Source organism: Pseudomonas sp. JC1203, from assembly GCF_056175065.1.
In genome coordinates, this window is sequence record NZ_JBWCAM010000024.1 from 80,536 (window position 1) to 94,617 (window position 14,082).

A 14,082-nucleotide genomic window follows, 5' to 3' on the forward strand; every position below is an offset into this window, starting at 1 on the left:
TCGATACATTAAGGCGATTTTCGATGTTCGCACCGCTCTGGCAGGGCCGCCCATGAGAGCTTCCCTGCGCCTGCCCCTCACTGCCCTGGCGCTGCTGGGCGCCGTGCTGGCCAGCCTCCAGGTGGGCGCCCACCTGGCGCCCCTGTCCCAGGTCATGGACGCCCTGGCCGGTGCCTGCACCAGTGCCGACTGCGTGATCATCACCGACGCCCGCCTGCCGCGCACCCTGGCCGGGCTGCTGGCGGGCGCGGCGCTGGGGGTGGCCGGCGCGCTGATGCAGACCCTGACACGCAACCCCCTGGCCGACCCCGGCATCCTGGGTATCAATGCCGGCGCCAGCTTTGCGCTGGTGGTGGGCATGGCGTGGCTGGGTGTCAACGGCCCGGACCAATACGTGGTGTGCGCGGTCATCGGCGCGCTGCTGGCCAACCTGCTGGTGACCCTCAGCGGCTTCACCGGCGGTGGCCGCGTGAGCCCCATGCGCCTGACCCTGATGGGCGTGGCGCTGACCGCAGTGCTGGAAGGCATCGGCTCGGGCATTACCCTGCTCAACCCGCTGGTGTTCGACCAGATCCGCTACTGGCAGGCCGGCTCCCTGGACGTGCGCAACCTTGAGCTGGTCAAGGCCGCCGCCTTGCCCATCGGCGCCGGCGTGCTGCTGGCGCTGGGCCTGGGCCGCGCGCTGGACAGCCTGGGCATGGGCCTGGACATGGCCGCCGCCCTCGGCACCCGGGTGCTGCGCACGCAACTGCTGGGGCTGCTGGCGATTACCCTGCTGTGCGGCGCCGCCACCGCGATGGTCGGCCCCATCGCCTTTGTCGGGCTGATGATGCCGCACCTGGCACGCTGGCTGGCCGGGCCCGAGCACGGCCGGCAGCTGCCGTTCATTGTGCTGCTGACGCCCACGGTACTGCTGCTGGCCGATACCCTGGGCCGGCTGATCACCACGGGCGAACTGCGGGTGTCGGTGATGACCGCCTTCATCGGCGCGCCGGTGCTGATCTGGCTGGCGCGCCGCCAACGCCTGGGGGCCAACTGATGAGCACCTTGCACAGCAAACGCCCGCTGTTCACCGCCACCGGCCTGGCGCTGCTGTGCCTGGCCCTGGCTGCCTGGGCGCTGGCCAGCGGCAGCCTGGCGCTGAACCTGGGCCAGGTGCTGGACGCGCTGCGCGGCCAGGGCGCCACCGGCACACAACTGATCGTGCTGCAATGGCGCCTGCCGCGGGTGGTGGCAGCGCTGGTGCTGGGCGCGGCGCTGGCGGTCAGTGGCGCGATCTTCCAGTCGCTGATGCGCAACCCGCTGGGCAGCCCCGACATCATGGGTTTCAACACCGGCGCCTACAGCGGCGTGCTGGTGGCCCTGGTGCTGTTCCACGGCAGCACGTTGGGCACCGCCTCGGCGGCGTTGATTGGCGGCCTGCTGACCGCCGTGGTGGTCTACCGCCTGGCCTGGCGCAACGGCATCAGCACCCTGCGCTTGATCATCATCGCCCTGGGTGTGCGCGCCATGCTGGTGTCGTTCAACACCTGGGTCGTGGTCAACGGCTCGCTGGAAGCCACGCTGTCGGCGGGCCTGTGGAACGCCGGCACGCTCAACGGCATCACCTGGGCCAAGGCCGTGCCGGCGCTGCTGTGCATCGCCGTGGCGCTGGCCGGCAGCCTGGCGCTGAGCCTGCGCATGCGCCTGCTGGAAATGGGCGATGACACCGCCAACGCCCTGGGCGTGCCGGTGGAGCGCTCGCGCCTGCTGCTGCTGTTGATGGGCGTGATACTTACCGCCGCCGCTACTGCCGTGGCCGGGCCGATTTCGTTCCTGGCGCTGGCGGCGCCGCAGATTGCCCGGCGCCTGAGCCCCTCGCAACACCTGACCCTGCCGCTGGCGGCGCTGACCGGCGCGGCCTTGTTGCTGGCCGCCGACCTGGCCGCCCAACGCCTGTTCCTGCCTTACCAACTGCACGTCGGGCTGATTACCGTCAGCCTCGGCGGGCTCTACCTGATAGGCCTTCTGATTCGGGAAACCCGCAAGCGATGACCGCCCTGCCCGCCCCTTCGCGCCTCTGGGCCGAGCAACTGACCCTGGGCTACGACGACAAGGTCGTGGCCCGCGACCTGTCAGTGCACATCCCCGACGGCGAACTGACCGTGATCATCGGCCCCAACGCCTGCGGCAAGTCGACCTTGCTGCGCACCCTCAGCCGCCTGCTGCAGCCCACGGCCGGCCAGGTGTGGCTGGACGGCCAGGCCATCAGCCGCTACCCGACCAAAGAGGTGGCGCGGCGCCTGAGCCTGCTGCCGCAAAGCTCCACTGCGCCCAGCGACATTCTGGTGCGCGACCTGGTGGCGCGCGGGCGCTACCCGCACCAAACCCTGTTCAGCCGCTGGAGCGCCGCCGACGAAGCGGCAGTGCAAGGCGCCATGGCCGCCACCGGCGTTGCCGAGCTTGCGGAAAAACCGGTGGACACCCTGTCCGGCGGCCAGCGCCAGCGCGTGTGGATCGCCATGGTGCTGGCCCAGCAGACGCCGCTGGTGCTGATGGACGAACCCACCACCTGGCTCGACATCACCCACCAGATCGACCTGCTGGAACTGCTGCGCGAACTCAACCGCGACCAGGGGCACACGCTGGTGGTGGTGCTGCATGACCTGAACCACGCCTGCCGCTACGCCACGCACCTGATCGCCATGCGCGGCGGCAAGGTGCTTGCCAGTGGCAAGCCGGCCGACATCGTCACGCCCGAGTTGATCGAGGCGGTGTATGGATTGAAGTGCGTGATTATCGAGGACCCCGTGGCGGGCACGCCGATGATCGTGCCGCTGGGGCGGTGACGCAGCCTGGTGATTTCTGGACGCGGCCTGCGGCCGCTGCTACGGGGCGCCCCCCCGCCCCCGCATATTTTGGAGCGGCCGCCCGGCCGCTCCGCGGGGACCGCGCCTTCAACGCCCGATTGATCAACGGCCCCACCTGCGCCATCGATGCCGGCGAGATGATGTCCACGTGCGCGCACGGCAGGCGGTGCACCTTCAGGCTGCCCACGAACGGCCCCCAGGTCTGCTGCACGTCCATGCCTTCGGGCAGGGTTTTCTCGGCCACGAACAACGTCGCCTCGCCGTTATAGGCCGAGCTGCGCGCCGTGGCCAGCAGGCGTACGGAGTCGGCGTAGTTGGCTTCGATGTCGTCGAACATGCCGCCCCCACCCGCTGCCATGGCCGCATCCTGCAGGCCCTGCTGGGCCGCCAGGAACAGCTCGCGCTCGCGGTTGACCTCGTCCAGCACCTCCTGCTTGAGCACGTTGCGGCCCTGGCGTTCGTCCCAGTTCTGGGTCTCCGGCGGGTAGGTGTCGAGCAGGCCCAGGAAGGCCACCTGCTCGCCCTCGGCCTGCAACCGCGCCGCCACGCCCTGGGCCAGGGTACCGCCCAACGAATAGCCGGCGAAATGGTACGGGCCGTGGGGCTGCAAGGCGCGCACGGTGAGCAGGTGCGCGTCGCAGGCAGCGTCGAGGTTGGCGCAGCTGTGCAGCGGGCCATTGCCACGCGGCGACTGTATGCCCACCAGCGACCAATGCGGGTCGATGTAGCGCTGCAGCACGCTGAACTGCCAGGCAAAACCCGACGCCGGGTGGAAGCAGAACAGCGTCGGGCCATTGCCTTGGCGCAGCGGCAGCACGCTTTCGAAACCGGCACGGCGGGCCTCGTCTTCGCTCTGCTCGCTGGCCAGCAGTTGGGCCAGGCGCTCTACCGTGGAGGCGATCATCACCTGCCCCACCGCCACCGGCCGTTGCAATTCGCGGCGCAAGGTGGCGGCCAGGCTCATGGCCAACAAGGAATGGCCGCCCAAGGCGAAGAAGTCGTCCTCGGCGTTGACACCGTCGCACGCAAGCACCCGGGCAAAGGCCTCGGCGATCTGCGTTTCCAGGCCTTCGGCCGGCGCACGGCCGCTGGCCTTGGCGCTGGCCTGTGGCAACGGCAGGGCCTTGCGGTCCAGCTTGCCGGTGGCACCCAACGGGAACTCATCCAGCTGCACCAACGCCACCGGCACCATGTGTGCGGGCAGGCGGTCCACCAGGGCCATGCGCAGGGCAACCAGGTCCAGCTCGCGGTCGCCTTGGGCGATCACGTAGCCCACCAGTTGGCGCGCATCCCCACCGCCCACCTGGGCCTCGCCCAGCACTCGGGCGTGGGTCACGGCCTGCTCGACGCCGGGCAGCGCCAACAGCGCATGGTCGATTTCGCTCAGCTCGATGCGCTGGCCGCGAATTTTCAATTGGTCGTCGCTGCGGCCCAGGTATTCCACCGCGCCGTTGTCCAGCCAGCGCGCGACGTCGCCGGTGCGGTACATGCGCCCACCGTTGCCGTAGGGGTCGGCGACGAAGCGGCTGGCGGTCAAGTCGGCGCGGCCCAGGTAGGCGTGAGCCAGTTGCACGCCGGTGAGGTACAGGTCGCCGGCAACGCCGGGCGGCACCATGCGCAGGCGCCGGTCGAGGATGCGCAGGCCGGTGTTCCACACCGGGAAACCAATCGGCACGCTGGCGCCCTGCACGCCGGCCAGGGTGTCACCGTGGGCCGGGTACCAGCTGACGTCGACGGCCGCTTCGGTAGGGCCATAGAGGTTGTGCAGCGGCACGCCGGTGCGTCGCTGCCACAATTGCGACAGATCGGTCGGTAGCGCTTCGCCGCTGCAGAACACCTGGCGCAGGCTGCGGCAGTGAGCGATGGCGGCGTCGTCGTTCAGTGCGCTGACAAAGGCCGCCAGCATCGAGGGCACGAAGTGCGTGGTGGTCACGCCCTGCTCGCTGAACAGCCGCTGCAGCGCTTCCGGGTCACGGTGCGCGTCAGGCGGCGCCATGTGCAGGCGCGCGCCAGTGATCAGCGGCCAGAAGAACTCCCACACCGACACGTCGAAGCTGCACGGGGTCTTCTGCAGCACCACGTCGGTGCTGCCCAGCGGGTACTGGTGTTGCATCCACAACAGGCGGTTGACGATGGCTTCGTGGCCGACGATGACGCCCTTGGGGCGGCCGGTGGAGCCGGAGGTGTAGATGATATAGGCGGCGTGCTCAGGCGTCGGCTGGGCGAATTGCAACGGGCCGTGCGGGTCCAGTTGCAACGGTGCCTCCAGCAGCAACGCCGGGCAGCTGGCGACGCCGGCGAGGCGCACGGCCTGGGCGGTGTCGGTGATGATCAGGCGCGGTGCGGCGTCCTCCAGCATCAGCTGCAGGCGGTCGTCGGGGTAGCCGGTGTCCAGCGGCAGGTAGGCGGCGCCCACCTCCAGAATGGCCATCAAGGCCAGGGAGAGGAACACCGAGCGCGGCAACGCCACGGCGACGATATCGCCGGGCACCACGCCCTGGGCCACCAGGCGCTGGGCCAAGGCCTGCACCTGTTCGCGCACCTGCTGGTAATCGAATTGGTAGTGGGCGTCCGACAGCGCCGGCGCGTGGGGCGTCAGCAGCGCCTGGGCGGCCATCAGGCTGACCAGGGTGTCGTCGGTCAGCGGCTGCTCGGTGGCGTTGGCGTGCGCCAGCAGCGCCAGGTCCTGAATGTCCAGCAGGTTGGCGGCTTCGCAGCTCAGCTGCGGGTTGGCGCCGAATTGCGTCATCAACAGGTTCAGGCGGCGCAGGTGACGGGCCAGGGTGGCGTCGTCGTAGCGCTCGGCATTGGCCAGCAGTTCCAGCGACAGCTCGCCGCGCGGGGTGAGGAACAGCGCTACTTCCAGGTCGCGCACCGGCCCCGAGGCCAGGGTGTGGGTGACGCCGACGATGCCGTCCAGGTCCAGGGCAAAGTCGAACAGCTTGAGGTTCTGCACCACGCCGTACAGCGGCTCGGCGTCGCCGATGCGGCCCAGGTCGCGCTGGATCTGTTCGGCGTCATAGCGCTGGTGCTTGCGCAGGCGCTTGAGCTCGGCGGCGATGCTCTGCGCCAGCTCGGCCAGGGTGGCCTGGGGCTCGACCTTTACCTGCATGGGCAGCACGTTGATCACCGCGCCACTGGCGCTGGCGGCGGCCGAGCCCATGCGGCGCATGAAGATGAAACCGGCAGTGAACGCGTCCTGGCCACTGAGGCGCGACAGCCACAGGTTGACCAGCGCCAGCGCCATGTCGGCGCGGCTGAGGGCCGGCGGCTGGTCGGCCATCAGGCGGTCGAAGGCCTGGGTGTCGAAGCTCAGGGTATGGCGCAGCACGCGGCTGCTGGCGCTCTGGCCGCCCAGCGGCTGGCTCGACAAGGTGGCCGGCGGCGGCAGTTGGCGGCCCTTGTCCAGCCAGAACTGCGCGTCGCGCTCGCACGTCGCGCCCTGGTGGTAGGCCTGGTACTCGGCCACCACCTGGCTGAACGGGGTGAACGGCGTGGGGCCGGCGGACTCGCCACGGCGCAGGGCGTTGTAGTGTTCGGCAATGCGCCGGGTAATGGCGGCGAAGCTGTAGCCGTCAACGGCCAGGTGGTGGTAGCGCTGGTACCAGAACCAGCGCCCGTCGCCCACCTGCATCAGGTGGTTCACGCATTCTAGGCCACCGCTGGCCACGCGCAGGTCGCCCTGCAGGTCGTTGCGCATCCACGCCAGCGCAGCAGTGGCCGGGTCGGCCACGCCGCGCAGGTCGGCACAGGTAGGGCGCGCGGGGGCGCGGCTGAAGTCGAACCACTGCACCGGCTGGCCATCGCGCTCGGCGACGCGCAGGTGCAGGGTGTCGACCTCGGCAAGGCCCGCCTCGATGGCTTGCAACAGCAGGTCGCTGTCCAACTCGCCGGCCAGTTCCACGTAGTGGGCCACGGCGTAGGCGTTGTGGTGCGGCGACAATTGGTCGGCCATCCAGATGCCCGACTGCGCGGCCACCAGTGGCATCTCCTGCAGGGCGTGGGTCATGGTGGTCACAGGTTCAGGGTTCAACAGGTTCATCCGTGACTCCGGTTCAGGAAGCATCGGCGCCCAGGGCGCGGCGCAGGGAGGCGGGGCGCAGGTCGCGCCAGTTCAGCTCCAGCCACTGCCCGCAGGCTTCGCGGCTGGCGGGGCCGTGGACGATGGCCCAGCCTGGCGGCACGGCGCAGAAGTCAGGCCACAGGCTGTGCTGGCCCTGGTCGTTGATCAGCACGTGACAACCCTGCTGCGGGTCGTCGAAGGGGTTGAGTTGCTCCACGGAATGTTCCTTGTCGTGAGAGTGTCGCGGCGGTTCAACGCGCCGCGGAAAAATCGGCCCACAGTGCCGCCAGGCCATCGAGCAGGCCCTGGCGCCAGCACAGGGCATCGTGGCCGCCATTGACCACGCGGTATTGCGGGGCAAGGCCGGCGTCGCGCAGTGCGTGCACCATGCGTTCGTTGGCGCGGTAGATCACCGGTTCGCGCAGCCCGGCTTCAATGAACAGTTTCAGCGCCTGGCCGTGGCCAAGCCCGGCGTCGACGCGCTGGGGCAACTGCCGCGAAACGTCATCGCGGGGCCACCAGAACGAGCCGGACTGGGCCAGCACGCAGCCGAAGCGCTGCGGCCATTGCAGGCCGGCGTACAGCGCCGCCAGGCCGCCAAAGCTCTGCCCCGCCACCACGGTGGTGGCCGGGTTGGGCGAGTGTGCTTGCCACGCCATCACCTGGGGCAGCAGTTCGGCCTGCAGGGCTTCCCAGAATTCGGCGTTGCAGGCCAGTTCGGCGCTGCGGTGGGCGGTGTCGATGCTGTCGACGAACAGGTAAACCGCTCCAGGCAAGGTGCCGCCTGCGGTCAGCGCCTGCAACGGCTCGGCCAGCGGCAGGCTGGCGGTCCAGAAAGCGCCGTCCAGCAGCACCGCCAGGGGCCGGCTGGGGTCCTGGTCGCGGCCGGTGCTCAGCAGCCACACGCGGCGGCTGTTGCCCAGCCGCGCACTGTGCCACTGGTACTGCTGCAGGTTGGCGGCAGGCGCCTGGCCGTCGTCCACCGCCAGCCAGGCCGGGTGCGCGGGCGCCTGCGGCATGTGCAGGCCGGACACGCCCAGGCCACGGCCGCCGGTCCAGGGCCGCATGGGGTTCAGGGGGTCGTGCTGTGCGCGCGGGAACATGGCCCGCCACCAAGGGCGCAGCGCGTTCAAATCGGGGTTGCCGTGGGCGTCGATGCCGTCGAAATCGCGGTCCTCGTCGCAGGGCATGAAGCTGTAGCTGCCGCGCCAGTTCGCGTCGATGCGCGTCTGCCACAGCCAGATGTCGGTGCCGTCGATGCGCGCCAGGCTTTGCGGCGCGCATTGGCGGTGGTGGTCGGTAAGACCGGTGATGTTGATCCAGACGCGTCGGGTAGCCGACGTGGCGGCCGTGCCGCGGGGGTCACGCCAGACGAATGTCACGGCGTGCTCCCCGGCCTGCGCCGGGCCGACCAGGGGCGTACCCTGCTCGGCCAGCGCCTGCCACCACGACTCGCTGCCCAGGTCCTTGCGTGCCAGGAGCTTGTCCATGGAGCCTCTTAGAACTCGTACCGGGCGCCGACGCTGAAGGCGCGGGACTGGCCGAGGAAGTTGAAGGTAGCCGCCGAGCCTACACGCGAGTAGTAGTCGCGGTTAAGCAGGTTGGTACCGTCCAGGGTGGCGGTGAGCTTCTTGGTGATCGGGTAGGACAGCTTGGCGTCCACGGTGGCGTAGCCAGGGGCTGCGACACGGTAGGTGCTGGTGTCCATGTAGAAGTCGCTCATGGCGGTCACGCCGCTGCCGATGGCCAGGCCTTCCAGCGGGCCGCTGGCGATGGTGTATTTGTTCCACAGCGAGGCCTGGTGCTTGGGCATGGTCTGGAAGGTGGTGACGTCGTCGCCGCTGAGCACCTTGGTGTCCATGTAGGTGTAGCCGGCCAGCACGTCCCAGTTGGGCAGCAGCTTGCCGCTGATCTCGAACTCGGCGCCGCGGATCTGGGTCTTGCCGCCCGCGACGTCGTAGGTGGTGATGGCCGCGCCGTCGGCATCGTACGGGGTAGTAGCGCGGTTTTTGTCGGTCAGCTGGAACACCGAGACGCGGGTGTTCAGGTCGCCACCGAAGTAGCTGCCCTTGATACCGGCTTCATACTGCTCGCCGGTGCGCGGCTTGAGCACGTTGCCGGCCTGGTTGGTCTCGGTCTGCGGCTTGAACACCTGGGAGTAGCTGAAATACAGCGAGTTGTTGGCGTCCAGGTCGTAGACCGCGCCGCCGTAAGGGGTGAGGTGGGCCGAGATGGTCTGGTCGTAGTCGGTCTGCGCGCCGCTGGCGATCACGGTGTTGTAGCCGCTGCCCTTGTAGTAGCTCAGGCGCGCGCCGCCGATCAGCGCCAGGTCGGCGATGGGGCGGAAGGTCAGCTTGGAGTACAGGCCGTATTCTTCGGACTGGGTACCCACCTTGGTCGCGCTGCTGGTGCCGTAGATGTTGCTGGGCTCGGCAAACTGCGTGGGGCTGTAGGTGTTGACGTTGATGGTACCCAGCACGCCGGCGGCGTTCTTGTAGTAGTTGTGGTAGTTCTTGTAGTCGGTGCCCACCACGAATTCGCTGACGTTGCCCATGGCCTCGAACGGCTGGCTGTAGCTGGCGTCCATGGACACGGTGTTTTCGGTGAACTCGCGGCCGGTGTAGCCTTCGGTGGCGGTGCCGGTGCTGGACACGCCGGCGCGGGTGAAGGCGTACAGGTAGTCGGCGTCGCGGTCGGAGGTGCGCAGGGCGATGCGGCCGTTGCCACCGTTGTCGAAGTGGTGGGTCAGCTCGGCGGTGAAGTCGGTGGTCTTGCCGTCGAAGTAATTCCAGTCGGCGCCCAGGAACTTGGAGTGGCTGAAGTTCAGCAGGTTGCCGCTGGTGTCGGTCGGGTAGCCGTTGTTCGGCGTGATGTTCTTCACTTCGTGGTTCAGGCCGAACGACAGCTGGGTGGCGTCGTCCAGGTCGATGTCCAGGGCACCGTAGTAGGTTTCGCTGTCGCTGGCGTTGTAGTCCACCATGCCGTTGCTGGCATCACGCGAGGCGATAAAGCGGCCACGCACGCGGCCTTCGGAGTCCAGCGGGCCGGAGACGTCGACCTGCTCGTGGTTGGTGTCGAAGGTGCCGTAGCTGGCCTCGACGCTGCCCTGGAAGTCGGCGGTCGGGCGCTTGCGCACCATGTTGACGATGCCGCCCAGCTCGCTGGTGCTGCTGAACAGGCCGGCGGGGCCGCGCATCACTTCCACGCGGTCGTAGGCGGCCAGCGACGGCACGGTGCCGAAGATGCTGGTCATGGGCGCCGGCAGGCCGTCGATCTGGTATTCGTCGTATTCGTAGCCGCGCGAGTAGATGGACGAACGCCCGCTGTCGTTGGTCAGCACGCGCAGGCCGGCGGTGTACTTGGCCAGGTCATCAAGGTGCACGAACTTGCGGTCCTTGATGTACTCGTTGGTGTAGGTGGAAATGGATTGCGGAATGTCCTTGAGCGGTGCCGGGGTCTTGGTGCCCACGGTGGCGCCCTGCACGGTGTAGCCGCCGGTCTGTTCGGACGGTGGCATGTCGTAGAGCTTGTTGCCCTCGATGGTCAGGGTCTCCAGCTCCAGCGGCGCGCTGGCCTGGGCCGGGGCCTGGGCAACGGTCTCGGCCAGCGCGCTGAGCGGGAATGGCGCCAGCAGGCCAATCAATACCAACCCATGGGTGCGTCGCAGGGCACCGCTACGTTTACTTCCGTTCATACCACTTCCTTTGCATGATCTGTTTGACAGATGTCTTTTTCCTGCGCGCCGGGCGCAGCCTTTGTGATGCCGCGTCATGCAGCCCTCAGGTACCCCGCCCTGCCCGCTTCACCAGTGGCCCCCGCCACTTTTCTTGGGCAAACGTCTGCCGGCCAGGCTTTTGCAGGCGTGAGCGAGACGATTGGGTGAAGCGTCGAGGGCGGTTACCCGCGCCTGGTGAGGCGCTGTGAAACGAGGTGCGGCATGGTGCGGCGCGTTGATGGTAATAACTCTCAATAACAATCGCAAACGCAATTGGTAGTATTTCTTGATTGTTACATTGGCGTAGATGGGTTACGCGGCCAGGCCCCGTGGTGCGCGGGGGGTGATGGGTGCGTATCAGGACCAATACCGCCGGCCTGTCGTCACCTGGCACATCGCGTAAGGCCCGGACGCCGCCTACGGCAGCTGCTACAGGGGCGTGCGCAACCCGCCGGCGGTTGCTGTAGCAGCGGCCGCAGGCCGCGTCACCTGGCACAACGCGCAAGGCCCGGACGCCGCCTGCGGCAGCTGCTACGAAAACGGTGCGCTACAGCCACACCGCCGAAACCATCCCCAACGCCCCCAGGCAGAAGCCGATCAAGGCCCCACGCCCCGGCCTCTCGGCGAATAAAGCCCAGATCACCATCGGCTCAAGCAGCAGCAATGAGGTGACCGAGACCACGGTGATCAGCCAGATATCACCGGCGGCGCGAAAGCCCAGCCAGTAGGCCGCGATCAGGCAGAAACCGGCCACGCACATCACCGTGGCCGGCAGCAGGAAATCGAGCCAGGAAGTATGGCCGGTGTGGGCCAGCCGTGCAGTGACGACCTCGCTGTAGATGGCGCAGAACTCGCCAGCCACCATCAGGCCTATAGCAGAAACTCCGAGTAGTTCTTTGGACATGTGACAAACCCCTTGGTATTGAGCGCCAGATTTTTCAGCTCCCAGGCCGTGATCGCGCCGTTGATCGAGACGGCGTGCCGGTAGCGAGGGGTGGCGGCGGGTTCGCTCAAGGTGAAGCAGGGGTACATGGCCAAGCTCCTTTCTGGTGGAAAAAGCAGTGTAGCAGCGGCCGCCAGGCCGCGTCCGGGCCGCCGCGGTCAGTGTGGAAGACCGCGGTGAACCCGGACGCCGCCTGCGGCAGCTGCTACGCGGGTGGGGCTCAGGCGAGGTCGAAACGGTCCAGGTTCATGACCTTGTCCCAGGCCGCCACGAAGTCGCTGACGAACTGCTGCTGCGCATCGGCGCTGCCATAGACTTCCGCGTAGGCGCGTAGCTGCGCGTGCGAACCGAACACCAGGTCGACCCGGGTGCCGGTCCATTTCACTGCGCCGTTGCTGCGGTCGCGGGCTTCGAAGGTGTCGTTGTCAGCCGACAGCGGCCGCCATTCCACGCCCATGTCCAGCAGGTTGACGAAGAAGTCGTTGGTCAACGTGCCAGGCCGTTGGGTGAGGACCCCGTGCCTGCTTTCGCCCACGTTGGCGCCCAGCACCCGCAGGCCGCCCAGCAGCACGGTCATTTCGGGGCCGGTGAGGGTCAGCAGTTGCGCCTTGTCCACCAGCAGGTGTTCGGCCGACACGCGGTATTTACCCTTGAGGTAGTTGCGGAAGCCATCGGCGATCGGTTCCAGGAAGCCGAACGACTCGACGTCGGTCTGCGCCTGGGAGGCGTCCACCCGGCCCGGCTTGAACGGCACGCTGACGCTGTGCCCGGCATTTTTCGCCGCTTGTTCGACGCCGGCGTTGCCCGCCAGCACGATCAAGTCCGCGAGGGAGACTTGCTTGCCCCCCGCCGCCGCGCTGTTGAAGTCACGCTGGATGCTTTCCAGGGTGCCCAGCACCTTGGCCAGTTGCTGCGGCTGGTTGGCGGCCCAGTCTTTCTGCGGCGCCAGGCGCAGGCGGCCGCCATTGGCGCCGCCGCGTTTGTCCGAACCGCGGAAGGTGGACGCTGCCGCCCAGGCGGTGGACACCAGCTGTGCCACGCTCAGGCCCGAGGCCAGCACCTTGGCTTTCAGTGCGGCCACGTCGTTGTCGTCAACCAGCGCGTGGTTAACAGCCGGCAACGGGTCTTGCCACAGCAGCTCTTCAGTGGGAGTTTCGGGGCCCAGGTAGCGCGCCAGCGGGCCCATGTCACGGTGGGTGAGCTTGAACCAGGCACGGGCGAAGGCGTCGCTGAGCTGGTCGGGGTTGGCCAGGAAGCGGCGCGCGATGGGCTCGTAGATTGGGTCGAAGCGCAGCGCCAGGTCCGAGGTCAGCATGGTCGGCGCGCGGCGTTTGCTTGGGTCGTGGGCGTCGGGGATCTTGCCGGCGCCAGCGCCGTTTTTCGGCGTCCACTGGTGGGCACCCGCCGGGCTCTTGGTCAGTTCCCAGTCGAAGCCGAAGAGGTTTTCCAGGTACTCGTTGCTCCACTTCGTGGGCGTGGAGGTCCAGGTCACTTCCAGGCCGCTGGTGATGGTGTCGCCGCCCTTGCCGGTGCGGAAACTGTTGCGCCAACCCAGCCCCTGCTCTTCCAGGCCCGCCGCTTCCGGCTCGGGCCCGACGTTGTCGGCAGGGCCGGCGCCGTGGGTCTTGCCGAAGGCGTGGCCACCGGCGATCAGCGCCACGGTTTCTTCGTCGTTCATGGCCATGCGGCCGAAGGTCTCGCGGATGTCGAGCGCCGACTTGACCGGGTCCGGGTGCCCGTCCGGGCCCTCGGGGTTCACGTAGATCAGGCCCATCTGCACGGCGGCCAGGGGGTTCTCCAGCAGGCGGCCGCCGTCGGTGCGGCTGCTTTCGCTGCCGTGCAGGTCGGGCTCGGCCACCAACGTGCCGTCACCGGGGGGCTGGGCTTTGAGCTGCTCGTTGCCATAGCGCACGTCGCCGCCCAGCCAGGTTTTCTCGTTGCCCCAGTACACGTCCTCGTCCGGTTCCCACACATCGGCGCGGCCGCCAGAGAAGCCAAAGGTCTTGAAGCCCATGGACTCCAACGCGACGTTGCCGGTGAGCACGATCAGGTCGGCCCAGGAGATCTTGCGCCCGTACTTTTGTTTCACCGGCCAGATTAGCCGCCGGGCCTTGTCCAGGCTGACGTTGTCGGGCCAGCTGTTCAGCGGCGCGAAGCGTTGCTGCCCTGCCCCCGCGCCCCCGCGGCCATCACCGGTGCGGTAGGTACCGGCGCTGTGCCAGGCCATGCGGATGAACAAGGGGCCGTAGTGGCCGAAGTCGGCGGGCCACCAGTCCTGGGAGTTAGTCATCACCGCCAGCAGGTCCTGCTTCACCGCAGCGAAGTCCAGGCTCTTGAATTCCCTGGCGTAGTCGAAGCCATCGCCCATGGGGTCGGACTTGGCGGTGTGCTGGTGCAGGATCTTCAGGTTCAGTTGGTTGGGCCACCAGTCACGGTTGGTGGTGCCGCCGCCGGCGGCATGGTTGAACGGGCATTTCGATTCGTTTCCCATGATTGCTCTACCTTATTGTCG

At 68.1% G+C, this 14,082-nt stretch carries 10 protein-coding genes; 3 read left to right on the forward strand and 7 right to left on the reverse strand.

The genetic code is table 11. The features are described from left to right. Positions 1 to 52 precede the first annotated feature (52 nt). The 3 genes from fepD to AC0SZ7_RS27865 are packed head-to-tail and all read left to right on the forward strand — an operon-like array spanning position 53 to position 2,828. Positions 53 to 1,039 carry a Fe(3+)-siderophore ABC transporter permease gene (fepD, locus tag AC0SZ7_RS27855; RefSeq protein WP_475507387.1) on the forward strand — a complete coding sequence of 329 codons (987 nt, stop codon included), beginning with the start codon at positions 53 to 55 and terminating at the stop codon, positions 1,037 to 1,039. Continuing rightward, the gene (gene fepG / locus AC0SZ7_RS27860) at positions 1,039 to 2,034 is read left to right on the forward strand and encodes an iron-enterobactin ABC transporter permease (protein ID WP_475507388.1); all 996 of its coding nucleotides are present in this window, start codon (positions 1,039 to 1,041) and stop codon (positions 2,032 to 2,034) included. The genes fepD and fepG overlap by 1 nt, the downstream gene beginning before the upstream one ends. After that, complete coding sequence (locus AC0SZ7_RS27865) at positions 2,031 to 2,828, forward strand: ATP-binding cassette domain-containing protein (protein ID WP_475507389.1); 798 nt, start codon at positions 2,031 to 2,033, stop codon at positions 2,826 to 2,828. The genes fepG and AC0SZ7_RS27865 overlap by 4 nt, the downstream gene beginning before the upstream one ends. Here the strand turns inward: AC0SZ7_RS27865 and AC0SZ7_RS27870 are convergent. The 7 genes from AC0SZ7_RS27870 to katG form a co-directional block, all read right to left on the reverse strand. Further along, complete coding sequence (locus AC0SZ7_RS27870) at positions 2,776 to 6,891, reverse strand: amino acid adenylation domain-containing protein (protein ID WP_475507390.1); 4,116 nt, start codon at positions 6,889 to 6,891, stop codon at positions 2,776 to 2,778. The two genes, AC0SZ7_RS27865 and AC0SZ7_RS27870, sit on opposite strands and share 53 nt — an antisense overlap. A gap of 13 nt (positions 6,892 to 6,904) precedes the next feature. After that, a complete protein-coding gene (locus tag AC0SZ7_RS27875) occupies positions 6,905 to 7,129 on the reverse strand; it encodes an MbtH family protein (protein ID WP_475507391.1) in 225 nt (74 codons plus the stop codon). A 34-nt stretch (positions 7,130 to 7,163) separates the two neighbouring features. Beyond that, complete coding sequence (gene fes, locus AC0SZ7_RS27880; protein WP_475507392.1) at positions 7,164 to 8,402, reverse strand: enterochelin esterase; 1,239 nt, start codon at positions 8,400 to 8,402, stop codon at positions 7,164 to 7,166. Positions 8,403 to 8,410: 8 nt separating this feature from the next. Continuing rightward, positions 8,411 to 10,606, reverse strand: a complete 2,196-nt coding sequence (locus AC0SZ7_RS27885; RefSeq protein ID WP_475507393.1) for a TonB-dependent siderophore receptor — start codon at positions 10,604 to 10,606, stop codon at positions 8,411 to 8,413. Between the two features lie 568 nt (positions 10,607 to 11,174). Continuing rightward, complete coding sequence (locus AC0SZ7_RS27890) at positions 11,175 to 11,492, reverse strand: hypothetical protein (protein ID WP_475507424.1); 318 nt, start codon at positions 11,490 to 11,492, stop codon at positions 11,175 to 11,177. Positions 11,493 to 11,497: 5 nt separating this feature from the next. Further along, positions 11,498 to 11,659 (reverse strand): hypothetical protein, encoded by a 162-nt coding sequence (locus AC0SZ7_RS27895; RefSeq protein ID WP_475507394.1) that lies wholly within the window; start codon positions 11,657 to 11,659, stop codon positions 11,498 to 11,500. Positions 11,660 to 11,790: 131 nt separating this feature from the next. Next, positions 11,791 to 14,061, reverse strand: coding sequence for a catalase/peroxidase HPI (gene katG / locus AC0SZ7_RS27900; RefSeq protein ID WP_475507395.1), 2,271 nt, complete (start codon positions 14,059 to 14,061; stop codon positions 11,791 to 11,793). Positions 14,062 to 14,082: the final 21 nt, after the last annotated feature.